This window comes from Saccharothrix carnea, from assembly GCF_003014735.1.
Lineage (GTDB): Bacteria > Actinomycetota > Actinomycetes > Mycobacteriales > Pseudonocardiaceae > Actinosynnema > Actinosynnema carneum.
On sequence record NZ_PYAX01000001.1, the window covers coordinates 390,373 to 415,853 of the forward strand.

The 25,481-nt window shown below is 70.2% G+C and carries 32 protein-coding genes; 4 read left to right on the forward strand and 28 right to left on the reverse strand.

Translation table 11 applies throughout. The features are described 5' to 3' along the window. Positions 1–71: 71 nt before the first annotated feature. Complete coding sequence (locus B0I31_RS01890; protein ID WP_245949592.1) at positions 72–329, forward strand: DUF2631 domain-containing protein; 258 nt, start codon at positions 72–74, stop codon at positions 327–329. Positions 330–473: 144 nt separating this feature from the next. On the opposite strand, the gene B0I31_RS01895 is transcribed toward B0I31_RS01890, so the two are convergent. The 4 genes from B0I31_RS01895 to rlmN form a co-directional block, all read right to left on the reverse strand. Continuing rightward, the gene (locus B0I31_RS01895; protein ID WP_146173705.1) at positions 474–1,298 is read right to left on the reverse strand and encodes a hypothetical protein; all 825 of its coding nucleotides are present in this window, start codon (positions 1,296–1,298) and stop codon (positions 474–476) included. Positions 1,299–1,573: 275 nt separating this feature from the next. After that, the gene (locus B0I31_RS01900) at positions 1,574–1,849 is read right to left on the reverse strand and encodes a type II toxin-antitoxin system RelE family toxin (protein WP_106613529.1); all 276 of its coding nucleotides are present in this window, start codon (positions 1,847–1,849) and stop codon (positions 1,574–1,576) included. After that, the gene (locus B0I31_RS01905) at positions 1,846–2,118 is read right to left on the reverse strand and encodes a type II toxin-antitoxin system Phd/YefM family antitoxin (protein ID WP_106613987.1); all 273 of its coding nucleotides are present in this window, start codon (positions 2,116–2,118) and stop codon (positions 1,846–1,848) included. Before B0I31_RS01905 ends, B0I31_RS01900 begins: the two co-directional genes overlap by 4 nt. A 41-nt stretch (positions 2,119–2,159) precedes the next feature. After that, positions 2,160–3,266 carry a dual-specificity RNA methyltransferase RlmN gene (gene rlmN / locus B0I31_RS01910; protein WP_106613530.1) on the reverse strand — a complete coding sequence of 369 codons (1,107 nt, stop codon included), beginning with the start codon at positions 3,264–3,266 and terminating at the stop codon, positions 2,160–2,162. 132 nt (positions 3,267–3,398) lie between these two features. Here rlmN and B0I31_RS01915 point away from each other — a divergent pair, with 132 nt between their 5' ends. Continuing rightward, positions 3,399–4,058 carry a PadR family transcriptional regulator gene (locus tag B0I31_RS01915; RefSeq protein WP_106613531.1) on the forward strand — a complete coding sequence of 220 codons (660 nt, stop codon included), beginning with the start codon at positions 3,399–3,401 and terminating at the stop codon, positions 4,056–4,058. Position 4,059: 1 nt separating this feature from the next. On the opposite strand, the gene B0I31_RS01920 is transcribed toward B0I31_RS01915, so the two are convergent. Both B0I31_RS01920 and B0I31_RS01925 read right to left on the reverse strand, forming a co-directional pair. Next, positions 4,060–5,043, reverse strand: a complete 984-nt coding sequence (locus B0I31_RS01920; RefSeq protein WP_106613532.1) for an aldo/keto reductase — start codon at positions 5,041–5,043, stop codon at positions 4,060–4,062. 23 nt (positions 5,044–5,066) lie between these two features. After that, positions 5,067–5,813, reverse strand: a complete 747-nt coding sequence (locus B0I31_RS01925; RefSeq protein ID WP_106613533.1) for a class I SAM-dependent methyltransferase — start codon at positions 5,811–5,813, stop codon at positions 5,067–5,069. Between the two features lie 55 nt (positions 5,814–5,868). Here B0I31_RS01925 and B0I31_RS01930 point away from each other — a divergent pair, with 55 nt between their 5' ends. Next, positions 5,869–6,687, forward strand: coding sequence for a VOC family protein (locus B0I31_RS01930; RefSeq protein ID WP_106613534.1), 819 nt, complete (start codon positions 5,869–5,871; stop codon positions 6,685–6,687). Here the strand turns inward: B0I31_RS01930 and B0I31_RS01935 are convergent. The 5 genes from B0I31_RS01935 to rpsB form a co-directional block, all read right to left on the reverse strand. Further along, positions 6,684–7,535, reverse strand: a complete 852-nt coding sequence (locus tag B0I31_RS01935; protein ID WP_106613535.1) for a phosphatidate cytidylyltransferase — start codon at positions 7,533–7,535, stop codon at positions 6,684–6,686. The genes B0I31_RS01930 and B0I31_RS01935 overlap by 4 nt on opposite strands. A gap of 83 nt (positions 7,536–7,618) precedes the next feature. Next, positions 7,619–8,176, reverse strand: a complete 558-nt coding sequence (frr, locus tag B0I31_RS01940) for a ribosome recycling factor (RefSeq protein ID WP_106613536.1) — start codon at positions 8,174–8,176, stop codon at positions 7,619–7,621. Between the two features lie 46 nt (positions 8,177–8,222). Beyond that, complete coding sequence (pyrH, locus tag B0I31_RS01945; protein ID WP_051772088.1) at positions 8,223–8,933, reverse strand: UMP kinase; 711 nt, start codon at positions 8,931–8,933, stop codon at positions 8,223–8,225. 139 nt (positions 8,934–9,072) lie between these two features. Next, entirely contained in the window at positions 9,073–9,888 is an 816-nt protein-coding gene (gene tsf, locus B0I31_RS01950; RefSeq protein ID WP_106613538.1) for a translation elongation factor Ts, read from the reverse strand. A gap of 162 nt (positions 9,889–10,050) precedes the next feature. After that, positions 10,051–10,908 (reverse strand): 30S ribosomal protein S2, encoded by an 858-nt coding sequence (gene rpsB / locus B0I31_RS01955; RefSeq protein ID WP_106613539.1) that lies wholly within the window; start codon positions 10,906–10,908, stop codon positions 10,051–10,053. Positions 10,909–11,258: 350 nt separating this feature from the next. On the opposite strand from rpsB, the gene B0I31_RS01960 reads away from it, so the two are divergent. Further along, complete coding sequence (locus tag B0I31_RS01960) at positions 11,259–11,882, forward strand: M23 family metallopeptidase (RefSeq protein WP_106613540.1); 624 nt, start codon at positions 11,259–11,261, stop codon at positions 11,880–11,882. Between the two features lie 268 nt (positions 11,883–12,150). Here B0I31_RS01960 and B0I31_RS01965 read toward each other — a convergent pair whose 3' ends face one another. The 17 genes from B0I31_RS01965 to B0I31_RS02045 all read right to left on the reverse strand — a co-directional run bounded on the left by B0I31_RS01965 (position 12,151) and on the right by B0I31_RS02045 (position 25,428). Then, positions 12,151–13,149 carry a FliA/WhiG family RNA polymerase sigma factor gene (locus B0I31_RS01965; RefSeq protein ID WP_181319946.1) on the reverse strand — a complete coding sequence of 333 codons (999 nt, stop codon included), beginning with the start codon at positions 13,147–13,149 and terminating at the stop codon, positions 12,151–12,153. Then, positions 13,124–14,101 (reverse strand): tyrosine recombinase XerC, encoded by a 978-nt coding sequence (locus B0I31_RS01970; RefSeq protein ID WP_106613541.1) that lies wholly within the window; start codon positions 14,099–14,101, stop codon positions 13,124–13,126. The genes B0I31_RS01965 and B0I31_RS01970 overlap by 26 nt, the downstream gene beginning before the upstream one ends. 33 nt (positions 14,102–14,134) lie before the next feature. Then, the gene (dprA, locus tag B0I31_RS01975; protein WP_106613989.1) at positions 14,135–15,283 is read right to left on the reverse strand and encodes a DNA-processing protein DprA; all 1,149 of its coding nucleotides are present in this window, start codon (positions 15,281–15,283) and stop codon (positions 14,135–14,137) included. Positions 15,284–15,464: 181 nt separating this feature from the next. Further along, positions 15,465–16,976, reverse strand: coding sequence for a YifB family Mg chelatase-like AAA ATPase (locus B0I31_RS01980; protein ID WP_106613542.1), 1,512 nt, complete (start codon positions 16,974–16,976; stop codon positions 15,465–15,467). Further along, on the reverse strand, positions 16,976–17,329 hold the full coding sequence (locus B0I31_RS01985) for a YraN family protein (protein WP_106613543.1): 354 nt from the start codon (positions 17,327–17,329) through the stop codon (positions 16,976–16,978). The genes B0I31_RS01980 and B0I31_RS01985 overlap by 1 nt, the downstream gene beginning before the upstream one ends. Before the next feature lie 218 nt (positions 17,330–17,547). Then, positions 17,548–17,871, reverse strand: a complete 324-nt coding sequence (locus B0I31_RS01990; protein WP_015104440.1) for a DUF2469 domain-containing protein — start codon at positions 17,869–17,871, stop codon at positions 17,548–17,550. Next, positions 17,871–18,665, reverse strand: a complete 795-nt coding sequence (locus B0I31_RS01995) for a ribonuclease HII (protein ID WP_106613544.1) — start codon at positions 18,663–18,665, stop codon at positions 17,871–17,873. Before B0I31_RS01995 ends, B0I31_RS01990 begins: the two co-directional genes overlap by 1 nt. Positions 18,666–18,674: 9 nt before the next feature. Next, positions 18,675–19,577 (reverse strand): signal peptidase I, encoded by a 903-nt coding sequence (lepB, locus tag B0I31_RS02000; protein ID WP_106613545.1) that lies wholly within the window; start codon positions 19,575–19,577, stop codon positions 18,675–18,677. 16 nt (positions 19,578–19,593) lie between these two features. Next, a complete protein-coding gene (gene lepB, locus B0I31_RS02005) occupies positions 19,594–20,496 on the reverse strand; it encodes a signal peptidase I (protein ID WP_106613546.1) in 903 nt (300 codons plus the stop codon). Positions 20,497–20,530: 34 nt separating this feature from the next. Continuing rightward, positions 20,531–20,890, reverse strand: a complete 360-nt coding sequence (gene rplS / locus B0I31_RS02010; protein WP_053720493.1) for a 50S ribosomal protein L19 — start codon at positions 20,888–20,890, stop codon at positions 20,531–20,533. Positions 20,891–21,059: 169 nt separating this feature from the next. Continuing rightward, entirely contained in the window at positions 21,060–21,803 is a 744-nt protein-coding gene (gene trmD / locus B0I31_RS02015; protein WP_106613547.1) for a tRNA (guanosine(37)-N1)-methyltransferase TrmD, read from the reverse strand. After that, a complete protein-coding gene (gene rimM / locus B0I31_RS02020) occupies positions 21,793–22,311 on the reverse strand; it encodes a ribosome maturation factor RimM (RefSeq protein WP_106613548.1) in 519 nt (172 codons plus the stop codon). The genes trmD and rimM overlap by 11 nt, the downstream gene beginning before the upstream one ends. Before the next feature lie 8 nt (positions 22,312–22,319). Continuing rightward, on the reverse strand, positions 22,320–22,559 hold the full coding sequence (locus B0I31_RS02025; protein ID WP_015104447.1) for an RNA-binding protein: 240 nt from the start codon (positions 22,557–22,559) through the stop codon (positions 22,320–22,322). Further along, positions 22,556–23,008, reverse strand: coding sequence for a 30S ribosomal protein S16 (gene rpsP / locus B0I31_RS02030; protein WP_106613549.1), 453 nt, complete (start codon positions 23,006–23,008; stop codon positions 22,556–22,558). Before rpsP ends, B0I31_RS02025 begins: the two co-directional genes overlap by 4 nt. A 153-nt stretch (positions 23,009–23,161) precedes the next feature. After that, positions 23,162–23,914 carry a LamB/YcsF family protein gene (locus B0I31_RS02035; RefSeq protein ID WP_106613990.1) on the reverse strand — a complete coding sequence of 251 codons (753 nt, stop codon included), beginning with the start codon at positions 23,912–23,914 and terminating at the stop codon, positions 23,162–23,164. An 11-nt stretch (positions 23,915–23,925) separates the two neighbouring features. After that, the gene (locus tag B0I31_RS02040) at positions 23,926–24,708 is read right to left on the reverse strand and encodes a CPBP family intramembrane glutamic endopeptidase (protein ID WP_106613550.1); all 783 of its coding nucleotides are present in this window, start codon (positions 24,706–24,708) and stop codon (positions 23,926–23,928) included. Between the two features lie 9 nt (positions 24,709–24,717). After that, positions 24,718–25,428 carry a CPBP family intramembrane glutamic endopeptidase gene (locus tag B0I31_RS02045; RefSeq protein ID WP_106613551.1) on the reverse strand — a complete coding sequence of 237 codons (711 nt, stop codon included), beginning with the start codon at positions 25,426–25,428 and terminating at the stop codon, positions 24,718–24,720. Between the last annotated feature and the right edge of the window lie 53 nt (positions 25,429–25,481).

The window sequence follows — 25,481 nt, forward strand, 5'->3', positions numbered from 1 at the left end:
GTGCGACGATGACGGCGGTGGAGAACCCCTTGTCGGGGTTGAACGTGATCGGGCAGGAAGGTCGTGCGGCTGTGTCTTCGTCCTCGGAACTGGACAAGCGTCCGTCGGTCGACCCCCACGAAGAGCCTTCGGCCGAGTGGGGTTGGCACGGTGGCTTCCCCAAGGGCATCAAGATCGCGGGCTGGCTCTCCACCCTGGCCGTGTTCTCCCTGCTGATCGGCAACCACCACGGCCGAACCGAAGACCTCTGGGTCGTCCTCACGGGCATCACCATGGCTGCCCTGCTGATCTGGGACCAGGTCCGCAGCCGCACCTCCTGGCGCCGCTAGCCCCGGCGTCGCGGCCGATCCACCTTGCGGCGCACCATTGGCCGGCCGCCGACGAACTACCGACGACTCGCTCCGCAGGGGACGGCTGACCAGCTCGGAACCCGACCTGCCTGATAGGACAGCGATGGCCGTGAGGTGATCGAGTCAGCCTTCGAACCGACCCGAATCCCACCGGTCGATCGACTCTTGCCAATCGGTTTCCACCAGGCTGCCGTCTGGTAGCACTCCGCCCTGCAGGCTCAGCACCTCCGCCAGCAGCCCTTCCACATCGGTGGACAAACCAGCGAGTGCACCGGATTCTGCGCGACGAAGCCGTGCTACGAGCGGAATGGACAGTCCGATACGGATGCCGAGGCCAGCAAAATCGGCGGACTGGAAGTTATCATCCTGCCGTGAAACGCCGACTTCGAGCGCTCTGAGGAACGGCGCATAATAGGCGAGCATGAAGCGGTCCCTGGTGACGTCCAAGGCTATCGCCTCGTCAGCGTCATCTTCCGGGTCGAAGGCCTCCAGGTGCATCGGCCCGACACGCTGCGGGAAATGCGCGACACATCCGAGAGCCACCCACGGCCGCTTACCCTCAATAGCTACAATCGAGCGCTTCTGATCCTCAAGTGCGCGCCGCGTCTCAGGGCGGACATGGCCGGAACGACCCTTGGCCTCAGCGACCACCCAACCTCGCGGCGAGACCCCGAACAAGTCGGCTCTCCGCCGGCCCACCCCGAAGAGCACATCGTGCTGCGCGGAGTACCTGTCAATATGAAGCAGGTGGCTCACACCCAGTTGGGTCCGACAGAATATGGCTGTCATCGCTTGGCCCAACGCATATGACACCGCAGCCGACTCCGACCGGTCCAATGTCAAGGACAAGTCGGAGCGGACCAACTCGGCACGATCAGTGCGGCGCACATAGGCCGGAATGAGCGACGCCCGGTGCAACCACTCGTACACCGACGACTTGCCGTACACGAGCTCGTCCCCAGGGGCGCGGCCGGTCACAAAGAGAGCGTGCGCTAGGTCATTTTCCGAGAACTGCAGTCGATCCTGATTCGGAACCACACCGTTCCCAAATGCGGACGCACGGAAGGACACCCGAAAGTCGGGGCGAGTATTCCTCACAATCAGCATCCGTGGAGCCACCTTCACACGAAGGATCGGCATCGACTGCCGCTTGCGAACTCACACTCTACCAACTCTACGAACCGAACGAGTCACGTTAAGTGAGCGGCACGGATCCGTACACCTCAGCGCGGTCGGTACGCGTCGGCACGGTGTTCGACGCGGATCACCGTGACCTCACGTCGTTCGTCGTCGATCTCGTAAAGCACCCGGAAGGCTCCACGTCGAGCCGAGTAGACGCCCTCCAGCTCGTAACGCAGCGGCTTGCCGACGCGGTGGGGGTTGTCCGGCAACGTGCGTGTGATGAACTCGATCACGGCCGAGGCCACGCCGACCGGCAGCTTGTCCTGGATGGTCCGCGCGACACTGGCCGAGACCTGGAGCTCGTACGGCTGGGTCACGAACGAGGCCGCAGCGCTCGAACGGCTTCCACGCCGCGAACCACGTCGCCACCGGCGACCTCGTCACGGCTCTGCTTGATCGCCGCCATCGCGTTCGGGTCGCTGAGGACCTCCAGCGTTTCCTCGAGCGCGGCCAAGTCCTCATACCCGATCAACACGGCCGCAGGCCGCCCGTTCCGGGTGACGACGACGCGCTCGTGCTCGCGCTCGGCCCGGTCGACGAACTCCGACAGGTGGTCGCGCACCGATCGCAGCGGCTCAACAGTCATGGCCACAATTGTGGCACACCCGACCGAAAAGCCTGCAGTCGTCAGCCCTCGGCGGCGAGCTGGCCGCACGCGGCGGCGATTTCTTGGCCTCGGGTGTCACGCACGGTGCACGCGACGCCCTGGTCGTTGACCCGGCGCACGAACTCCCGCTCCACCGGCTTCGGCGACGCGTCCCACTTCGAGCCCGGAGTCGGGTTCAGCGGGATCACGTTCACGTGCACCAGTTGACCCAAGTGCTTGCGCAGCAGCTTGCCCAGCATGTCCGCACGCCACGGCTGGTCGTTGATGTCGCGGATCAGGGCGTACTCGATCGACACCCGGCGGCCCGTGCGGTCGGCGTAGCCGCGGGCGGCTTCCAGGACCTCGGCCACCTTCCACCGCGTGTTCACCGGCACCAGCGTGTCCCGCAGCTCGTCGTCCGGCGTGTGCAGCGACACCGCCAACCGGACCTGGAGGTTCTCCTCCGTCAGCTTCCGGATCGCGGGCACCAGGCCCACCGTCGACACGGTCACCGAGCGCTGCGAGATCCCCAACCCGTCCGGCGCGGGGTCGCAGATGCGGTGCACCGACTCGACCACGCGCTTGTAGTTGGCCAGCGGCTCGCCCATGCCCATGAACACGATGTTGGACAGCCGCCCCGGCCCGCCCGGCAGCTCGCCGTCACGCATGGCCGCCGCGCCGCGCCGCACCTGGTCCACGATCTCCGCCGTGGACAGGTTCCGGGTCAGGCCGCCCTGCCCCGTGGCGCAGAACGGGCACGCCATGCCGCAGCCGGCCTGAGACGAGATGCACAACGTCGCACGGTCGGGGTAGCGCATCAGGACGCTCTCGACCAACGTGCCGTCGTGCGCGCGCAGCAACGTCTTGCGCGTCGTGCCGCCATCGGCCTCCACGCTGCGCAGCTCCGTCCACAGCGGCGGCATCAGGTCGGTGACCAGGCGTTCCCTGGTGGTGGCGGGGATGTCGGTCATCGCGTCGGGGTCAACGGTCAACCGGCCGAAGTAGTGGTTCGACAGCTGCGCGGCGCGGAACGGCTTCTCACCGAGCGCGGCGACCGCCTCTCGACGCTGGTCGGCGGAGAGGTCGGCGAGGTGGCGCGGCGGCAGGCCACGCTTGGGCGCGTCGAAGACGAGGGGGAGGGCAGTCATAGCGCCCTCCAGTGTCCCACGTGCGCCGAGTGCGCAGGACCACCCCGACCGCGACCGTCATCACCGTTGCATCGCGATACGTTCCGATATATCGTCGACACGTCGCAACCGATCGACAGAAGGAGCAGAACGATGTTCTTCCGAGAACCCGGACGCCGCGAACACCGGCACCACCACCCGCGCAGGCACCACCGCGACCGCGACTTCGGCGACCCGAGGCACGGTTTCGGTGGCGGCGGCGGCCCGTTCCCCGGCCCTCCCCTCCCACCCGAACCACCTGGCTTCTTCGGCCACGGTCGGGGACGGGGCCGGGGACGCGGCGGCAGGCAGCGCAGGGGCAACGTCCGCGCGGCCGTCCTCACGCTGCTCGCCGAACGGCCCATGCACGGCTACGAGATGATCCAGGAGATCGGCCGCCGCACGGACGGCCTCTGGCGGCCCAGCCCGGGCTCGGTCTACCCGACCCTGCAACTGCTGGCCGACGAGGGCCTCGTCGCCTCCACCGAGGAGGCGGGCGGCAAGAAGTTGTTCACGCTGACCGAGACCGGTCAGGCGGAAGCCGCGAAGCTCGAAGGCGCGCCGCCCTGGCAGCAGGTCAACGACGACCTCGACGCGCACGCGGCGAAACTGCGCACGGCCGCACGGCACCTCGGCGCGGCCATGCAGCAGATGGCGCACGCGGGCACGCGGGAACAGCAGGCGCGGGCCGTCGAGGTGCTCGGCGAGGCCCGCCGCAAGCTGTACGCGATCCTCGGCGAGCTCGACGTCGAGGAAGATGACCCGGAAGAGTGACCTACCAGCGGTCGTGGACCAGCGGCCGGATCAGCGAGTCGTACACCGCGCGCACCTCGTCCTGCGCCTGCGCCGACAACGGCGCCAGGTCCGCGGCGGCCGAGTTGGCCCTGGCCTGCTCGCCGTTGCGGGCGCCGGGGATGACCACGGTGACGCCGGGCTGGTCCACGATCCACCGCAGCGCGAACTGCGCCATGGTCGCACCGGACGGCACCAGGGGCCGCAGCCGCTCCACCGCCTCCAGGCCGACCTCGAACGGCACGCCGGAGAACGTCTCGCCGACGTCGAACGCGTCACCGTTGCGGTTGTAGTTGCGGTGGTCGTCGGCGGAGAACGTGGTCGACGCCGTGTACTTGCCGGACAGCAGCCCCGAGGCGAGCGGAACGCGGGCGATGATCGCCACGCCCGCCTCCGCCGCCGCGGGCAGCACCCGCTCCAGCGGCTTGTGCCGCAGCGCGTTCAGGATGATCTGGACGCTCGCGACACCCGGCCGGGCGATCGCGGTCAGCGCCTCCTCGACGGTCTCCACGCTCACGCCGTACGCGGCGATCCGCTTGGCCTGCACCATCTCGTCGAGGGTGTCGAACACCTCGTCGGTGGAGTAGACCGGGGTCGGCGGGCAGTGCAGCTGGACCAGGTCGAGCGTGTCGACGCCGAGGTTGGCGCGCGACCGGTCGTTCCAGGCCAGGAAGTTCTCCCGGGAGTAGTTCTCCGGCGCCTGCTCGACCCGGCGGCCCATCTTGGTGGCCACCGTGATGTCGGCGTCACCGCGCTCGCGGAGGAACTTGCCGATCAGCGTCTCGCTGCGGCCGTCGCCGTAGACGTCGGCGGTGTCGAAGAAGTTCACGCCGGTGTCGGCGGCGGCGTGCAGCACGGCCAGCGCGTCGGACTCCTCGACCTGGCCCCAGTCGGCGCCGAGCTGCCAGCAGCCCAGACCGATGACGCCGACCTGCCGACCCAACTTGCCCGCGTTCCTGTTCTCCACGGTCCGATCCTAGGTGAGCGCTCTCATGGCAGCACAATCCCGGCCGGCTTGCGCCTGACGTGCAGCCGGTAGCCGACCTCGAACGACAGGCCGGGCGTGCGCGCGATCGCCTTCGCCGCGACCGCCTCGGAGAACTCGATCCGCAGCACGGCTTCGAGGTCCTCACGGCGTTCGAACCGCCACAGTGCGCGCACGCGGCGCAACGAGAAGCCCTGATCGGCGAAGAACCGCTCCACGTCCACGGGGTTGTAGCGGGGCTCGTCGGCGCACAGCCACGGCCCGTACGGCTCGGCGAGGCCGTCGAGGTCCACGATCGCCAGCGCGCCGCCGGGTCTGAGCACCCGTTCGGCTTCACGCAGGCCCGGCTCGCAGCCGGGACCGAAGAAGTACGCCGTGCGCGCGTGCACGAGGTCCGCGGTCGCGTCGCGCAGCGGCAGCCGTTGCGCGGGCCCGGCCACCGCCTCGGCGTTCGGCACCTCCGCCACCCGTGCCCGGGCGCGCCGCACCAGCGGCGGGTGCGGCTCGACACCGATCACCGAACGCGCGTCCCGTGCGAGCACGGGCAAGTGGAACCCGTCACCGCAGCCGACGTCGACCACGTCCCGCCCGGCCCAGTCGAACTCCTCGCGCAGCGCGCTCCAGATGGCGCCGTCCACGTCCTGCGCGCGGTTCTCGACCTCGTAGACCTCGGGCCAGTGCCAGATGTTCGGGCTCGGCAGGACGTCTACCGGCCGTACGGCGGCCAACGCGGCGCGGACGAATCCCTTCACGAGACGACTCTAGAGCCGTAGCGTGATCGAATAGACGGCTAGCAGGAGGTACGCGGTGTCGATCGTCCCGAATTCCCCCGCTTTGGCCGAGTTGCACCACGGCGCCCCGTGCTGGGTCGACATCGCGACCACGGACCTCCAGGCCACGACCGACTTCTACGCGGGGCTGTTCGGGTGGAACTTCGCCGACGCGCCCGGCAACGCGATCGCGCTGGTCGACGGCGTGCCGGTGGCCGAGCTGGTCGCCGCCGCCGAGCCGAGCGCGTGGACGCTGTACCTGAACACCCCGCACGCCAGGGCGACCGCGGAGAAGGCACAGGCGCTGGGCGGGCACGTGCTCGGGGAGCCTTCGGACACGGTCACCGTGATCGCCGACCCGACCGGCGCGGTGGTGGGGTTCCGGCACGTGCCACCCGATTGGGTGTTCGGCACCGATGGCCACGGCGCGTACGCGTGGGCGGAGCTGAACACGCGTGACGGGAACGCGGCGGACGAGTTCTTCGGCGAGCTGTGCGGGTACGAAATCACCCAGATCGGTGACGGTCAGGCGGTCGACTACACGATCTGGGCCACCCAGGGGCACACCGTGCTCGGACGTCAGCGGATGGGCCGGGCGTTCACGCCGGACACCCCGGCGCACTGGATGGTGTACTTCACCGCGGCGCCGGAGATCGGCACGGACTCCGCCGCCTCCCGGGTGCTGGAGCTGGGCGGACGCGTCACCGTGGAGCCGTACGACACGCCGTTCGGCCGGATCACGGTCGTCGCCGACCACACGGGCGCGGTGTTCTCCGTGATCGACCCGTCCCGCACGACCCCGCTGTCGGAGGAGGAGTCCACCGAGTCACGGGTGGACGATCCGTACGACGACTAAGCGGGCACAAACACGTGCAGCAGCAGCCAGGCGACGACGGCGGACGGCAGCAGTGAGTCCATCCGGTCCATCAGGCCGCCGTGACCGGGCAGCAGCGTGCCCATGTCCTTGATCCCGAGGTCGCGCTTGATCAGCGACTCGACCAGGTCGCCCGCCGTCGCCGTGACGACCAGGGTCGCGCCGAACAGCACGCCCTGCCACCACTGGCCGTCCAGCATCAGGCCCACGGTGAGCGCGCCACCGACCATGCCCGCCACCATCGAGCCCGCGAAACCCTCCCAGGACTTCTTCGGGCTGATGGTGGGGGCCATCGGGTGCTTGCCGAACAGCACGCCGGCCACGTAACCGCCGGTGTCGGACAGCACGACGCCGATCAGGAACGCCAGGACGCGGAACACGCCGTCGTCCGGCACCACCAACATGACCGCGAAAGCCGCGAACACGGCCACGTACGCGACCGTGAAGATGGACGCGGTGACGTCGCGCAGGTAGCCCTCCGCGCCGTCCTTGAGCCGCCAGAGCAGGCACACCAGGATCGTCACCACGAACGCGCTGAGCACGCCGCCGCGCTCGTACGGCCAGGCCAGCCACACCACCGCCTGACCGCCCAACAGCACGGGCACCAGCGCGACCCGGATGCCCGCGCCGCGCTTCAGCGCACCCGCCAGCTCGTACATCGACACCGCGACGGCCACGGCGACGACGCCGACGAACAGCTCGCGCACCGTCAGCAGGGCGACGAGGATGACCGCACCCAGACCGACACCCACGCCGATGGCCGCGGGCAGGTTGCGCCCGGCGCGTGACGCGCTCTTCTCCGGCGCGCCCTGGTCACCGCCGCCTGACACCTGTTGTGCTCCTATCACGGCCGTCCACCGGCCAAGCAAAGCGCGCGGATACCCGACCCGACCGCCGAACCCGACGTGATCACCTAGACCTCGAGCAGCTCGGCTTCCTTGTGCTTGACCAGCTCGTCGATCTGGGCGACGTAGCGGTGGGTGACGTTCTCCAGTTCCTTCTCGGCCCTGGTGCCGTCGTCCTCGCCGACCTCGCCGTCCTTGACCAGGCGGTCCAGCTCTTCCTTCGCCTTGCGGCGGATGTTGCGCACGGACACCTTGGCGTCCTCGCCCTTGCCCTTGGCGACCTTCACCATCTCGCGACGGCGTTCCTCGGACAGCTGCGGGATCACCACACGGATGATCGAGCCGTCGTTGCTGGGGTTGACGCCCAGGTCGGAGTCGCGGATGGCCTTCTCGACCGCGTTGAGCTGGGTGGCGTCGTAGGGCTTGATCACCGCCATGCGCGCCTCCGGGATGGCGACGCTGGCCAGCTGGTTCAGCGGGGTGGGCGAACCGTAGTACTCGACCACGATGCGGGAGAACATCGAGGGGTTGGCACGGCCGGTGCGCACCGCGGCCAGGTCCTCCTTCGCCACGGACACCGCTTTTTCCATCTTCTCCTCGGCGTCGAGGAGGGTCTCGTCAATCACGACTGACTCCCTTGGTGTGCGCAGTTCGGCTCGAATCCCAGCAGGTCTAGAAGGACGGGCGACCACCGGGGGTGCTCACCAGTGTGCCGATCTTCTCACCGCGCACGGCTCGCGCGATGTTCCCCTCGGTGAGCAGGTTGAAGACCATGATCGGCATGTTGTTGTCCATGCACAGGCTGAACGCGGTCGCGTCGGCGACGTTCAGGCCGCGTTCGAGCACTTCCCGGTGGGTGATGTTGTCGAACATCAGCGCGTCCGGGTCGGTCTTGGGGTCGGCGGTGTAGACGCCGTCCACGGCCTTGGCCATCAGCACGACCTCGCAACCGATCTCCAGCGCGCGCTGCGCGGCCGTCGTGTCGGTGGAGAAGTACGGCATGCCGGCGCCGCCGCCGAAGATGACCACGCGCCCCTTGTCGAGGTGCCGCATGGCCCGGCGGGGGATGTAGGACTCGGCGATCTGGCCCATGGTGATGGCGGTCTGCACGCGGGTCTCGATGCCGTGCTCGCGTTCCAGGAAGTCCTGCAAGGCGAGGCAGTTCATCACGGTGCCCAGCATGCCCATGTAGTCGGCGCGGCTGCGGTCCATGCCGCGCTGCTGCAGCTCGGCGCCGCGGAAGAAGTTGCCGCCGCCGATGACGACCGCGACCTGGACCCCGGTCCGGACGACCGCGGCGATCTGGCGTGAGACGGTCTGCACGACGTCGGGGTCGACGCCGACACCGCCACCGCCGAACATCTCGCCGCCCAGCTTGAGCATCACCCGGCGGTAGCCGTGGATGGGCTCGTCGTCGGCTTGATCCGCTTTCGCGTGGTCTACCTCTGCGCTCACAGGTACTCCTCTGGACACGGCAAGGGCGGGGTCGCGACGTCTGCGCGCAACCCCGCCCTCACGCGAATCAGGCCTGGCCGACCTCGAACCGGGCGAAGCGGGTCACGGTGATCCCGGCCTCGTCCAGCACGGCCTTGACGGTCTTCTTGGACTCCGTCACGGAAGCCTGCTCCAGGAGCACGACGTCCTTGAAGAAGCCGTTCACGCGACCCTCGACGATCTTGGGCAGCGCCGCTTCGGGCTTGCCCTCCTCGCGAGAGGTCTCCTCGGCGATGCGGCGCTCGTGGGCCACCACGTCCGCGGGGACCTCGTCGCGGGTGAGGTAGGTGGGGCGCATCGCGGCGATCTGCATGGCGGCGCCGCGGGCCGCTTCCTCGTTGTCGCCGGTGTACTCGACCACCACGCCCACGGCGGGCGGCAGGTCGGCGGCACGGCGGTGCAGGTAGGTGGTCACGGTGCCGTCGAAGACGGCGACCTTGGCCAGCTCCAGCTTCTCGCCGATCTTGGCGGAGAACTCCTGGACGACCGCGTCGACGGCCTTGCCGTCGAGGTCGGTGGCCTTGAGGACGTCGACGTCCGCCGGGCGGGTGGCCTTGGCGACCGCGACGATCCGGGAGGCCAGCTCCTGGAAGTCGGCGTTCTTGGCGACGAAGTCCGTCTCGCAGCGCAGCTCGATCATCACGCCGTCCTCGGCCACGACCAGGCCGTTGGAGGTCGTGCGCTCGGCGCGCTTGCCGACGTCCTTGGCGCCCTTGATGCGCAGGATCTCGACCGCCTTGTCGAAGTCGCCGTCAGCTTCCTCGAGCGCCTTCTTGCAGTCCATCATGCCTGCGGCGGTCAGCTCGCGGAGGCGCTTCACGTCAGCGGCGGTGTAGTTCGCCATCGTGCGATTTCCGTTCCTTCTGCGGTCTGATCGTCGGCTTCGCTCGCCGACGCGTGGTACGCGCTGGGTGTGGTGCAGTTCGAGCTGTTCTGGCTGTTCAGTGCCGGTGCTGTGCGCACGCCGCGCCCGCCGTGGTCAGGGCAGGCGCGGCGTGCGGGCAGATCAGGACTGGACGGCCTCGGTGCCCTCGGCCGGGGCGGCGGGGGCCGCGGCCGGCTTGTCGGTCGCCTCGGCGCCGACCAGCAGCTCCTGCTCCCACTCGGCCAGCGGCTCGTCGGTGGCGACGCCCGGCTCGGGCTTGTCGGCACCGTCAGCGGCCTGGGTGCGGGCGCCGGAGCGCGCCATCAGACCGGCTGCGGCGGCCTCGGCCACGACCTTGGTCAGCAGCGCGGCGGACCGGATCGCGTCGTCGTTGCCCGGGATCGGGTAGTCGACCTCGTCCGGGTCGCAGTTCGTGTCGAGGATCGCCACGATCGGGATGTTCAGCTTGCGCGCCTCGCCGACCGCGATGTGCTCCTTCTTGGTGTCCACGATCCACACGGCGCTGGGCACCTTGGACATGTCGCGGATACCGCCGAGCGTGCGCTCCAGCTTGTCCTTCTCGCGGTTCATCATCAGGATTTCCTTCTTGGTGAAACCCTGGAAACCGCCGGTCTGCTCCATCGACTCCAGCTCCTTGAGCCGCTGGAGGCGCTTGTGCACCGTGGAGAAGTTGGTGAGCATGCCGCCCAGCCAGCGCTGGTTCACGAAGGGCATGCCGACGCGGAGGGCCTCGTTGGCGATGGCCTCCTGCGCCTGCTTCTTGGTGCCGATGAACAGGATCGACCCGCCGTGCGCGACCGTTTCCTTCACGAACTCGTAAGCCCGGTCGATGTAGGTCAGCGTCTGCTGCAGGTCGATGATGTAGATGCCGTTGCGCTCGGTGAAGATGTAGCGCTTCATCTTCGGGTTCCAGCGACGGGTCTGGTGCCCGAAGTGCACGCCGCTGTCGAGCAGCTGCTTCATGGTGACGACGGCCATGGCCGGGTTCGCACCTCTTCGTTCAGGCGCGCCTGGCGGTGGGCCGGCGCGCGTTCCGGTTCGTCGCGGCGGGCCGGGTCGGACCGCCGCCCTGGTGCCCCTGCCGCCGTCCGAACCGGAGGCGTCTCACCTCAGGACCGCCGGACGCCGTGACTCGACCACACCCAAACTCGGTCGGATCTGCATTGGCACGCGAAGTCGCCCCGCACTCACACGGGCCGCGGTCCGAGTGTACGCCGGGAGGCCGGGGAACAACGAACCGGGCCTCGAGTTGTCCACAGGGTCTTGAGTTGTCCACAGGTGGGACGAAGCCACTGGTAGCCCCCGGTCCCGGCCGGAACCCTGGACCCATGACTCCCACCATGCGAACACTGCTGGTCCTGGCCTTGACAGCCGTCGTCACGCTACCCGCGGCGTCCCCCGCCCGCGCCTCCCGCCCACCGCGCTTCGCCTGGCCGCTGGCGCCACCGCACCAGGTGGTCCGCACCTTCGACCCGCCGGCGACCGAGTACGCCGCCGGCCACCGCGGCGTCGACCTGGCCGCCCCACCGGGCACCCCGGTCCTGGCCGCCGCCGATGGCGTGGTCCTGCACGCGGGCCCGGTCGCCGACCGCACCGTCGTCTCGCTGCTGCACGCGGGCGGCCTGCGCACCACCTACGAACCGGTCACCCCGACCGTTCGCCGAGGCCAACCGGTGCGCCGAGGCTCCCCCATCGGCACCCTCGACCCGGGCCACGAGGACTGCCCGGCACGAGCCTGCCTCCACTGGGGCGCAATCCGCATCACCCCACCCCGCTCCCGCACCTACCTGGACCCGCTGCGCCTCCTGGCCAACGGCCGAGTCCGCCTCCTCCCGAGGTCGGACACCACCGGCCGATCCGTGACGAGCCCACCCACCCCACTAGACCCGACCTGCAGCGGCTCACTCGTCCCAACCGACCCCAGGCCCACGGTGTCCCGCCCAACCCGCTGACCCCCGACCTGCAGCGGCCCGCCCAACCCGCTGAGCGGCCCACGGTGCCCAACGCTGACCCTGGTGGAGTACTCGGCCGGGAATCCGCCACCGACACGACAGCACTCGACCCGGCCACCGACGCGACAGCGCCCGGCCCGGATTCGGCAACCCGCGCGAGATCCCCGCCGGATCGGCGCCCGGGGGTTGGCCCGTGCGGGCGCGCGGGAGCGGATGTTCAGTCCGGTCGGTGGAGGGTGGGTGGCCGGAGGTCGGCGGCTGTGCTGGGTCAGGCCTCCAGCTGCTCGTTCAGCTTGGTGCGCAGCCGCAGCACCGCCCGGGTGTGCAGTTGGCACACGCGGGATTCCGTGACGCCCAGGACCTTGCCGATCTCGGCCAGCGTCAGGTTCTCGAAGTAGTACAGGGTGACCACGACGCGGTCGCGTTCGGCGAGTTGGGCGATCGCGTCGGCGAGCTGGCGGCGGCTGTCCTGGTCGACCAGGGTGGCGATCGGGTCCTCGGCGCCCTCGTCGGGCAGGGACTCGGCCAGGGACGAACCCGCGCCACCGGTGCCGCGGCCGGCGGCGATCAGCTCGTCCAGGGCGACCACGCTGGTGAGCTGGAGCTGCGCGTAGAGCTCGCGCAGCTCAGCGAGGCCGATCTTCAGCTCGGCGGCGAGCTCGCGGTCGGTCGGGGTGCGTTGGAGGCGGCCACCGAGGCGTTCCAGGGCGCGTTCGACGTCACGTGCGCGGCTGCGGACCGAGCGCGGCACCCAGTCCTGTGAGCGCAGGTCGTCCAGGATCGCGCCGCGGATGCGCTGCATCGCGTATGTCTCGAACTTCAGGCCGCGCTCGGGCTCGAACTTCTCGATCGCGTCGACCAGGCCGAAGATGCCCGACTGGATCAGGTCCGCCACGTCGACGTGCGCGGGCAGGCCGGTGCCGACCCGGCCGGCGACGTACTTCACCAGCGGCGCGTAGTGGAGCACGAGGCGGTCCCGCAGACCCTGCCGGCGCGATTCGCCGTAGGTGTGCCACAGCGCGATGATCCCGGCTTCCACGTCATCGGCGGTGCGCGACTCGGACGCCGCGTGCGCGGGCCTGCCCACGACCGCGGGTAGCGCGTGCCCGTTCGCGTGCAGCGGCTCGCCGTCGACGTGGTGACCGTTCGTCCCAGTCGCGGTGCGCGCCGCCGACGAGGTCCCGACGTGCGCGGCGGAGGGAGAGGTCACGGTTGCGGTCCGCGAACCTCCCCCTGCGACGTCAGGAGCGGGGGTGGGTTCGGTCATGGATCGCCTTCAGCCGTTCGACGGTGACGTGTGTGTAGAGCTGAGTCGTTGCGAGCGTAGCGTGACCAAGAAGCTCTTGGACGGTGCGCAGGTCCGCTCCCCCTTCCAACAGGTGCGTCGCCGCGGAGTGGCGAAGGCCGTGGGGCCCGGTGTCGGCCGTCTCAGGTACCGCACCCACTACATCGTGGACAACCCTCCTGGCAGTACGAGGGTCGAGCCGACCGCCTCGGGCGCCCAACAGCAACGCGCGTTGTGAACGGTCGTTGACCAGGGCGGATCGGCCGTATTCCACCCAGCGCCGGATAGCCCGTTCGGCCGGAACGCCGAACGGCACGGTGCGTTCGCGACTACCCTTGCCCAGAACCCGAATCACCCTTTGGGAGTAGTCCACGTCGTCGAGGTCGAGACCGCACAACTCGGCGACCCGGACACCTGTTGCGTACAGCAACTCCACCACGGCTTGGTCACGCAGCGCAACCGGATCGCCTTGTTCCGCACCGAGTTCGGCAACTGCCATGGCGGCACCGGCCTGGTCCGGGCGCAGGACCGCGGGGAGGGTCCGGTGGGGGCGGGGCGCACTGAGGCGCGGGCCCGGGTCGACGGTGAGCAGGCCGTTGCGGGCGGCCCAGGCGGTGAAGGTTCGGGCGGACGCGGCACGCCTGGCCATCGTCGTCCGGCTCGCGCCGGCGGAGTGCTGGGAAGCCAGCCACGACCGCAGTCCGGTCAGGTCGATGGCTTCCACGGTGGCGTTGTCGGGCGTGCCGTCGGCTAAGTGGACCAGCAGGGCGACCACGTCCCCGAGGTAGGCGCGCACCGTGTGCGGTGACAGTCCGCGTTCCATCGCGAGGTGGCGTTCGTAGCGGTCCAGGGCCGCCGCGACGTCCGCGGGCAGCGCGCGACGCAGGCGAACCAGGTCGACACGACGTGTCCGAGCGGGCGGCGGCGGGGACATAGCCCCTGACGCTGCGCCCTCGAGCGCTCTTGGTCAAGTATCGCCACGCCAACTCCTGTCCTGGGAGCGCTTCCAACCGCTGTCCACGCGTTCGGCGAGACTGGCCAGTTCCAATTGCGGCAGCAAGGCGCGCACCCGGGCCAGCTCGACACCGGACTCCACCGAGATCTCCTCCGGGCTGTGCCCGGACGTCAGGCCCAGCGCTTCGAAGACCCGCATCGCGTCGCCCTGCGGAGGCCCGGTGTCGGTGTTCTTGGTGGCCTCGACCAGGTCGACGCCGAGCCGCCCGGTCGACTCGACGATCTCGGCGACGCTGGTCACCGGCAGCGCGATCCCCGACCTCAGCAGCTCGTGACAGCCCGCCGAGTTGACCGAGGTGATCGGTCCGGGAACGGCCATGAGCACCCGGCCCAGCGCCGCCGTGGACGCCGCGGTGTTCTTGGCCCCGCTGCGCCGTCCCGCTTCGACCACCACGGTGCCCTCCGCGAGCGCCGCGATGAGGCGGTTCCGCGTCAGGAAACGGTGGCGCGCGGGCGTGTGCGACGGTGGGTACTCGCTCACCAGCAGGCCTTGGCTGGGGATGCGTTCCAGCAGTGCGCGGTGGCTGGACGGGTAGGCGACGTCGATCCCGCAGGCCAGCACGGCGATCGTCAGCCCGCCGGCCGTGATCGCGCCCCGGTGGGCGGCGCCGTCGATGCCGAAGGCGGCCCCGGACACCACGGTGACCCCGGCCTCGGCCAACCCGAAGCCGAACTCGCCGGCGACGTGCTCCCCGTACCCCGTCGCCGACCGGCTACCCACCACCGCGACCGCCCGTTCGGTGATCTTGGCGAGGTCCGCCTCACCCCGCACCCACAACGCCAACGGCTCCAACCCGCACCGCAGGCCGTTGGCGGCGGCGATGGTCAAGGCGTTGAAGGGCCAGCGAGGCCACTCGTCGTCCTCGGGGACCAGCAGCCGCCCGCCGACCTTCGCCGCCGCCTCCAGGTCCTGCTCGGCCAGGTCCAGCGCCCGCCGCGCGGAGGTCTGGCTGTCGACCCCGACAGGCACCTCACCGGCCCGGACCGACTCGGCCGCCTGAACCGGCCCCACCTCGGCGACGAACCGGGACAGCGCGGCGGCGGGAGGCTCGGCGACCCGGGACAGGTACGCCCGCGCCAACCGGATCTCGTCCGTGCTCATGGCCGGCACCACCACTCGACGGTCGACCTCGGCGCCCGGAACCCGACCTGCCCGGGGCCCGCACCGCCGTCGAGGTCGGAATGCGACTTGCCAGGGCCACCCGCGACGTCGGCGGACGGCTGTGGGACGTGCGTCGTAGACGTCTCGGCGACCGTCGGGTTCGGCCGCGTCCAGTGCCTGTTCATGCCTTCCTGCGCTCTCGGAATTCCAGGGCGGCCGCCACGTGGTCCGCGGTGGGTCGGTCGTCTTCGGCCAGGTCGGCGAGGGTCCAGGCGACTCGCAGGCACCTGTCGGCCCCTCGGCCCGTCAGCGCACCGGTGGCAAGTGCGCGGTCCACGCTCGAAGTGGTCTCCCGAGGAAGGGCGAACTCCCTCCTCAGGTCCGCGCCAGGGACTTCCGCGTTGGTGGACCAGCCGTACTCGGCCCACCGTTCCGCCGCTCTCGTCCTGGCCTTCCGCACACGTTCGCGCACGGTCGCGGTCGGTTCGGGCTCGGCCACGAACTCGCGATTCATCGCGGTCAGCGGACGCATCGGCACCCTGAGGTCGACCCGGTCGAGCAACGGACCGGAGAGTTTGGCCTCGTACCGCCGCCTGGCCGCGGGCAGGCAGATGCAGTCGATGTCCTTCGGCGGGGCGCACGGGCACGGATTCGTGGCCATCACGAGCTGGAACCGAGCGGGATAGCGGGTGATGCCGTCACGCCGGGCGATGCGCACCTCTCCTTCCTCGAGGGCCGTGCGCAAGGCCTCCAACTTGCCCACCCCGAACTCGCGCGCCTCGTCCAGGAACAGCACCCCGCGATGGGCCCGGCTCAGGGCACCGGGCTTGGCCAAGCCGGCGCCTCCGCCGATCAGGGCCGCGGTGGACGTCGAGTGGTGCACGGAGACGAACGGGGGTGTCGTGACCAGCGGCGCGTCGGAGCTGAGGAGGCCGGCGATCGAGTGCACGGCCGTGACGCCCAGCGCTTCCTCCATCGACAGCGGCGGGAGGAGGCCGGACAGCCGCTGCGCCAGCATGGTCTTGCCGGTGCCTGGCGGGCCGGTCAGCAGGAGGTGGTGACCGCCCGCAGCCGCCACTTCGAGGGCCCACCTCGCTTCCGGTTGGCCGATCACATCCGCCAGGTCCGGACCGTCTGCGGGCGGAGTCGTCGCAGGTGGGCCGGCGGGTGACAGCGTTCCCTCGCCGGTCAGCCAGGCCAGTACCTGCGTCAGGGTGGTCGCGCCGTGCACGGTCAGGCCTTCGACCAGGGCCGCTTCCGCGAGCGTGGAGGTCGGCACGACGGCCTGGGCGAGGCCCGCCCGCCTCGCGGCCAGCAGCGCGGGCAGGACACCGCGGACGGCGCGGACGCGGCCGTCCAGGGCCAGCTCGCCCAGCAGGACGGTGTCGGACAGGCGGTCGCCCGGGATCGCTTTCGCGGCGGCCAGGACGACGCAGGCGATGGCCAGGTCGTAGCCGGAGCCGTTCTTCGGCAGCGTGGCCGGGGACAGGCCCAGCGTCACCCGTTGGGACGGCCAGTTGTGCCCGCTGTTGCGCACGGCCGCCTTCACGCGGTCCTTCGACTCGTGCAAGGCGGCGTCCGGCAGGCCCAGGAGCTGGGTCCGCACCGTTCCCACCCCGACGTCCGCCTCGATCTCCACCGGGACGCCGTCCACGCCGAACAACGCCACCGACCACGTGCGCGCGAGCGCCATCACACACCTCGCAGGTGGTGCAGGCGGACCTGGCCCTCGGGCGGCCACTCGATCGCGATCACGTCGAACCGGATCTCCACCCGGCCGATCCGGTGCGCGCTCAGCCAGCGCAGCGCCGACTTCCGGACCCGCTCGAGCTTGTCCGGCGTCACGGCCTCCAGCGGCGTACCCCTGGTGGTGCCCGAACGGCACTTCACCTCGACCACCACCAGTCGCGTGCCATCGGTGGCCACGACGTCCAGCTCGCCGTCGTCGCACCGCCAGTTGCGGGCCAGGATCGACAGGCCCTCGTGCTCCAGGTACCGGCACGCCGCGTCCTCGCCGCGCCTGCCCAAGTCGGTCGCCGTGTTCATGTCCCCCACCCCTCCGGAATCGGTCTTGGTCTCGACCTTGCCGGGGCGGTGGAGGGGTGGCGATGGGGAGTTCGCCGACTGTGGACAACTTCAGGGGCTGTGGACAGAGCCGGTGGAATTGTCGGTATCGCGTGGTATGGGCGGCCACCCGCGAGGAGGGCGGGAAAGACGCAAAGGGGCCTGCCCGGTCGGGCAGGCCCCTGCGACTGAAGCGGGTATCAGGAGTTGAACGGGCCGTCCTCGGGCAACCTGAGGTCGGGTTTGTCCAACTCCTCGACGTTGACGTCCTTGAAGGTGATCACACGGACGTTCTTCACGAACCGGGCGGGGCGGTACATGTCCCACACCCACGCGTCCGACATCCGCACCTCGAAGTAGACCTCGCCGTCCGCGTTGCGGACCTGCACGTCCACCGAGTTGGCCAGGTAGAACCGCCGCTCGGTCTCCACGACGAACGAGAACTGGCTGACGATGTCGCGGTACTCCTTGTACAGCGACAACTCCATCTCGGTCTCGTACTTCTCGAGATCCTCTGCACTCATTACGCCTCCGCGCGGGTAATCATCGAATCCGCGCCCCTCCTCGTCGCGAGCCTGCCGCCGCTGGTCTGCGGGGTTGACCCATTCTGGACCACGGTGGTGGCGACCACGTCGCGCGCCACACGGTGCGGCGGTTCCAGTCCGTGCCGTCGCGCCGCAGCGGCCACGTTCGCATACGACCAGCGGTGTTGCGCACTCGGGCCGTGCTCCGCCAGCGCCGCCGCGTGCTCGGGGGTGCTGTAGCCCTTGTGCACGTCGAACCCGTAGACGGGGAGCTCCTCGTGCAGGCCGGTCATGATCCGGTCCCGGGTGACCTTGGCCAGCACGGACGCCGCCGCGACGCACGCGGCCACCCGGTCGCCCTTGACCACCGGCATGTTCGGCGCCGTGAGCCCCGGCACCGGGAAGCCGTCCGTCAGGACGTACCCCGGATGTGCACCCAGTTGGGCGACCGCACGCCGCATGCCCTCGATGTTGGCCACGTGCACGCCGATCAGGTCCACCTCGACGTTCGGGATCACGATCACCGCGTAGTCCAACGCGCGCTTGAGCACCAGGTCGTACATCCGGTCCCGCGCGGCGGAGGTGAGCAGCTTCGAGTCGGTGAGCCCGTCGAGCTTCGCCGCGTCACCCGGCTTGAGCACGCACGACGCCACCACCAGCGGTCCGGCGCAGGCACCCCGACCGGCTTCGTCCACGCCGGCCACGGGGCCGAACCCGCGCCGGTCCAACGCGGCTTCGAAGGCCCAGATGCCCGCGGTCTGCCGAACCTGGACGCGAGGCGGCTTGCGGATCACCCCTCGACCCTATCTCAGCCGCGAACCCCGGAACCGCGACCTCACCCGCCTGCCCAGCAGCAGCACGGGCCACGCCGCCGCGAGGCCGACACCGGCCGGCAGCGCGTCCTGCCACGCGGGGGCGCCGATCGCCACGACCTGCGGGTTGTGGTCGCCGACACCCTGCCAGCGGGCCGGCGGCAGCACGATCGCCCGTGCCTTGCCCACCACGTTGTCCACCGGCACGAGACCGCCCTCGCGGCCGTCGCCCTGGCACCGCGAGTCGCACGAGTCGTTGCGGTTGTCACCCAGCACGAACAGGTAACCCTCGGGGATCTTCAGCTCGGCGAACGACTCCTGCACGGTGCTGCGGCCCGGCGCCCAGTACACGTACGGCTCGTCGAGCGGCTCGCCGTCGACCACGACCCGGTTGCGGTCGTCGCAGCACTGCACGGTCTGCCCGCCGACCGCGATGACCCGCTTGACGAAGTCCTCTTCGTTCGGCGCGGGGAACCCCATCAGCGACCCGAGCCCCTGCAGCGCCCTGACCACCGGGTTCGTCGGCTCGGCCGTCACGAAGTCCTGGTTGATCCAGGTCTCGGGGCCGTGGAAGACGACCACGTCACCGGGCTCGGGCTCGCTGAAGTCGTAGGTCAGCTTGTCGACCAGCACCCGGTCGCCGAAGCAGCCGTCGGAGCAGCCGTGCAGCGTCTGCTCCATCGACTCGGACGGGATCATGTAGACCTTCGCCAGGAACGACTGGATCAACACGGCGAGCACCACCGCGACACCGATCAGGATCGGCAGCTCTTTCCAGAACGAGCCCTTGCGCTTGGCCTTCTTGCGCGCACGGGCACGCCACTGCTCGACCTTCTCCTCGTGCCCCGGGTCCCCCTCGTCGGAGGACCCGCGCGACGATGCGACGTCTACCACCCGGTCAGCGTACCGATCAGGGCTGTGAGGCCCTGGTCAACCGCTTGCGGAGCTTCCGGCCGAAGAACACCACCGGCCACGCCGCGGCCAGGCCGGCACCCGCCGGGATGGCGCCCTGCCACGCGGGCGCGCCCAGCGCGAGGGACTGCGGGTTGTGGTCGCCGATGCCCTGCCAGCGCGACGGCGGCAGCACGATGACCCGCGCCTTGCCGATGACGTTGTCCTCCGGCACGGTGCCCGCCACGCCGCCACCGCCCTGCTTGCGGGAGTCGGTGGAGTTCGTGCGGTTGTCACCCATCACCCAGAGGTGGCCCTCGGGGACCTTGACCGGCTCGAACGGGTCGTGGTTCTCCGGTGACGTGCCGGGCTGCCAGTAGATGTACGGCTCGTCCAGCGGCTTGCCGTCGACCTTCACGCGGTGCTGGTCGTCGCAGCACTCGACGGTCTGCCCGCCGACCGCGATGACCCGCTTCACGAAGTCGCGCTCGTCCGGCGGCGCGAGCCCGACCAGCGAGGCGATCGACTGGATGCCCGCCACGATCGGGTTGTCCGAGCGGTTCGACGTGAAGTCGTTGTTGCCCCACGTCTCGGGGCCGCGGAAGACCACGACCTCACCCGGTTCGATCTCGGTGAAGTCGTAGACCAGCTTGTCGACCAGCACCCGGTCGTTGTTGCAGCCGGGACAGCCGTGGAGGGTCTCCTCCATCGACTGCGACGGGATCACGTACACCCGGGCGAGGAACGTCTGGATCAGGATGGTGAGGACCAAGGCCGTCGCACCGAGCACGAGCAGCTCGCGCCAGAGCGGGGGCTTCTTCTTGTCCTTCTTCGACTTGCCGCCCGCAGCCGAGTCCGGAGTGGACTCGGCCGCGGGATCCTGACCGTCTTCGTCAGCGGAGCGGTGCACGGGATCTGCCACGTGGGCAGGCTACTGGTTCCGCGTGTGTCCGGCGTCAGGAGGCCGGCTTGGCGTCGCGCTTCTCCTTGATCTTGGCGGCCTTGCCGCGCAGGTCGCGGAGGTAGTACAGCTTCGCCCGGCGGACATCGCCGCGGGAGGCGACCTCGATCTCGGCGATGTTCGGGGAGTGCACCGGGAAGGTGCGCTCGACGCCGACACCGAACGAGACCTTGCGGACGGTGAAGGTCTCGCGGATGCCGCCGTTCTGCCGGCGGATCACGACGCCCTGGAACACCTGGACCCGCTCGCGGGAGCCCTCGATGACGCGGACGTGGACCTTCAGCGTGTCGCCCGGCCGGAAGCTGGGGATGTCGGAGCGCAGCGACTGGGCGTCAAGAGCGTCCAGGGTGTTCATCGGTGGTCCGTCCTCGTCCTCACGTGTATTGCGTACTCCCCCAGGGCGCGGCCGAACTCAAGTCACACACGCGCGGGGGCGGGCCTAGCGCACGCCGGATGAGTAGAACCGGGTGCAGCAACCTGTCCAGTGTGCCAGACGAGGGGCGGCGGGACGAAATCGGCCCTGGCTACCGCTCCTGGTCGAGCGCCTCCAGCAGCTTGCGGTCGTGCTTGTCGAGCGCGCCCTCGGGCAGGGCGTCGAGCAGTTCGGGGCGGCGTTCGCGGGTGCGGCGCAGCGACTGGTCGCGCCGCCACCGGTCGATCGCCTTGTGGTTGCCCGAGCGCAGCACCTCCGGCACGGCCAGTTCGCGCCACACCTCGGGCCGGGTGTAGCTGGGGCCTTCCAGCAGGCCGTCCGAGAACGAGTCCTCGGCGGCCGACTTCGGGTTGCCCAGCACGCCGGGCAGCAGGCGGACGACGGCCTCGACCACCACCAGGACCGCCACCTCACCGCCGACCAGCACGTAGTCGCCGATGGAGACCTCGTCCACGCGCATCCGGCGGGACGCGTCGTCGACCACCCGCTGGTCGATGCCCTCGTACCGGCCGCAGGCGAACACCAGGTGCTCCTCGGCGGCCAGGTCGTGCGCCATCCGCTGGGTGAACGGCCGACCGGCGGGCGTGGGCACGATCAGGCGGGTGGCCGGGGTGCACACCACGTCCAGCGCCTCACCCCACACCTGGGGCTTCATCACCATGCCGGGACCACCGCCGTACGGGCTGTCGTCCACGGCCTTGTGCACGTCGTGCGTCCAGTCGCGCAGGTCGTGCACGCCGACGCTGATCAGGCCCTTGTCGATCGCCTTGCCCAGCAGGGCGGCGCGCAGCGGGTCCAGGTACTCCGGGAAGATCGTGACGACGTCAATCCGCATCGAGCAGGCCCTCGGGAGGGTCCAGCACGACGCGCTTGCCCGCGATGTCCACCGTGGGCACGATCTCGCGCACGAACGGCACCAGGGTCTCGTCGCCGTTGTCGCGCTTGACCACCAGCAGCTCACCGCCCGGACCGTGCACGATCTCCAGCACGGTGCCGACCCGCGTGCCGTCCGCCAGTTCGGCGGTCAGCCCTTCGAGCTCGTGGTCGTAGAACTCGTCCGGGTCGCCGGTCGGCGGCAGGTCCTCGGTGCTGCCGAGCAGCAACGTGCCCCGCAGCGTCTCGGCGACGTCACGCGTCAGCACTTCCTCGAAACGCACCAGCAGCCGCCCGGAGTGGCTCCGGGCGGCTGCGACGGTGAGGTTGCGGGACGTGCCGTCGCGCAGCTTGGCGGTCAGCACCGAGCCCAGCGCGAACCGGGTATCGGGTGAGTCGGTGCGCACGTCGACGGCCAACTCGCCGCTGATCCCGTGCGCCTTGGCCACTCGGCCGACGACGACGTCCATGTGCGCGTTCAGCGGTCGGTGTCGACCACGTCGACGCGCACGCCACGACCACCGATGCCTGCCATCACGGTGCGCAGGGCGGTCGCGGTGCGACCGCTGCGGCCGATCACCTTGCCGAGGTCGTCCGGGTGGACGTGAACCTCGAGCGTGCGACCGCGCCGGGTCGTGACCAGGTTCACCCGGACGTCGTCCGGGTGGTCGACGATGCCCCGAACGAGGTGTTCGAGGGCGTCAGCCAACAAGCTCACGCCTCGTCCTTGGCAGCCTCGGGAGCGGCCTCGGCGTCAGCCTTCTTGGCGTCGTCCTTCTTGGCCGACTTCTTCTTCGGGGTGGTCGCCTCGGTGGTCGGGGCGTCACCGGCGGCAGCCAGCGCGGCGGCGAACAGCTCCGCCTTGCTCGTCTTCGGCTCCTTGACCTTCAGCGTGCCCTCGGCGCCCGGGAGGCCCTTGAACTTCTGCCAGTCACCGGTGATCTCCAGCAGGCGCTGGACCGACTCGGTCGGCTGCGCGCCGACACCCAGCCAGTACTGCGCGCGGTCGCTGTCCACCGCGATGAACGACGGCTCTTCCTTCGGGTGGTACTTGCCGATCGTCTCGATGGCCTTGCCGTTGCGGCGGGTGCGGGCATCGGCGACGACGATCCGGTAGTACGGCTGACGGATCTTGCCAAGCCGCTGAAGCTTGATCTTGACGGCCACGGGTGTGGGTGCTCCTCGTGCTCTCGTGTGCTCAGGTGCGGGCAGTCCTCACCCGAGTGGGGCACGGGTGGTGAAAGCCCAGGTGTCTGGGGCGCCATGGCACGGTGAGAGGGACCGACCTCGGCGAACAACCAACCATTCTGCCAGACGGGTCTAGCGGACCACGAATCGGGCCACGGGGACACCCGCGTCCTCCAACGCCGCACGGACCTTCGTCGCGTGCTCGACCGCGCCCGGGGTGTCGCCGTGCAGGCAGATGGAGTCGACCTCCACCTTGATCACCGTGCCGTCCGCGGCGACCAGCTCACCGCGTTCGGCGAGCCGGAGCACTTGGGCGAGGACGGCGTCCGTGCTGGTCAGGACGGCGTCGGGCTGGGTGCGCGGCACGAGGGTGGCGTCCGGGGTGTACGCGCGGTCGGCGAACGCCTCCCGGACACCGCGCAGGCCCGCCCGTTCGGCGTGGTGCAGCAGGCGTGAGCCGGGCAGCCCGAGGACGGGCAGGTCGCCGAACGCCTTCACGCCGTCCACCACGGCCTGCGCCTGGCGGTCGTGGTGGACGGTGGCGTTGTAGAGCGCGCCGTGCGGCTTCACGTACTCCACCGAGGTCCCGGCCGCTCTGGCGCACGCGTCCAGCGCGCCGATCTGGTACAGCACCTCGTCGGCCAGCTCGGCCGGGTCCGCGTCGATGAACCGGCGGCCGAAGCCCGCGAGGTCGCGGTAGGAGACCTGGGCGCCGACCGCCACGCCGGCGGCGGCGGCCTGCCGGCACACCCGGCGCATGGTCGACGGGTCGCCCGCGTGGAAGCCGCAGGCCACGTTCGCACTGGTCACGATGCCGAGCAGGGCTTCGTCGTCACCCAGGCGCCAGATGCCGAAGCCCTCGCCGAGGTCGCTGTTGAGGTCCATCGCGCGGACGGTCACGCGGGCATCACCCCGATCGAGACGAGCAGGAGGGTCAGGCCGGGCAGGAAGTTGTTGATGACGTGCGCCACCACGCTCGCGGTGAGCCTGCGGGTGATGAGGCGGGCGATGCCGATGGGCACCGCGATGACGATGAGCAACGACGTCCGCAGCGGTTCCAGGTGGCTGGCCGCGAAGATCAGCGTGGTGAGCACGAACGCCGCCCACCGGCTCCACCGCTGCCGCTCGATCGCGCCCCACAGCAGGCCGCGGTAGATGACCTCCTCGCACACCGGGCCGAGGAAGCACACGTAGAGGAACATCACCACGGCGGCGGCGAGGGGCAGCCCCGCGCCGTCCACCAACTCGCTGATCGCGGAGGTGGCGTTCGTGTCGCCGACGACCTTCGACCAGACCACGGCGGCCGCGTAGGTGAGCACCAGGCCGAACACGCCCAGCTTGAGCCCGACCTTGACGTCCGCCCAGTCCCAGGCCAGCCGGAGGTCCTGGAACGGGCCGTTGCCGCGCACGTAGGTGATGGTCACGGCGACCGCCGCGGCCAGCACCGTCGGCACCATCGAGCCGATCAGCACGAAGCTCACCGAGGACCCGATGTCCGTGCCCGACGTGCGGGCCGCCGCGGTGATGAACACCGCACTGAGAATGAAAACCGCTTCCACCAGCAGGAACGCGCCGAAACCCCACCGCTGGCCCGCCTGCACCACTTCCGGCCCCCGTCCGACCGCGCGGACGCTGGCGATCAGGCCTGGCGGTGGTTCATCCGGTCGTGTCACAGCCATCCACCCTAATCAGCCGGTGTAGAGGTAGACGGCGGGCAGCAGGTTGTTCGTGGCGTGCGCCACCACGCTGGAGGCCACCCGGCCGGTGATCATGCGGGCCGCACCGATGGCGAGCCCTTGGGCGAACAGGCTCAGCACGCGCCAGCTCTCCTCGTGCAGGAACGCGAAGACGACGGCGGTGAGGGCCAGGATCACCAACCTCGGGATCTTGTAGTGCGCCAGCGCCTGCCACAGCGCGCCTCTGGTGAGGAGCTCCTCGGTCAGCGGCGCGCCGAGGAAGACGAACAGCGCCGCCGCGGCCAGCCAGATCGTGCGGCCGCCGGACAGCGCCTCGATCTCGTCCAGCGAACTGGACCGGTCCGGGTTGATGCGCAGCAGCAGGGCGCCGAGCAGCCAGGCGGCCAGCAGGGCCGCGCCACCGGCCGCCAGGCCCACCTTCAGGTCGCGGCGCGTGGGGATGAGGCCGAAATCGGAGTTCGGCCCGTTCCCCCGGTACCACGAGATGACGACGGGACCGAGGCCGAGCAGGACGTTGGGCAGGAAGACCAGCAGCAGGAGCGGGCCGAGGACCGGCGGGTCGGTGACGTCGACCTCGGCGAACCGGTCGGCCGTCGCGGCGGTGAAGGCGAGGATCGCGAGGTGGTAGCCGCCCAGGCCGGTGAAGAACGCCAGGAAACCCCAGTGCGCCCGGCCGGTGTCCTGGTCCTGCTGTTCCTCCACTCGTCCGAACGTAGTGGTCCGGCGGGGCGGAGTGCTGCCCGAGGCCGTTCAAG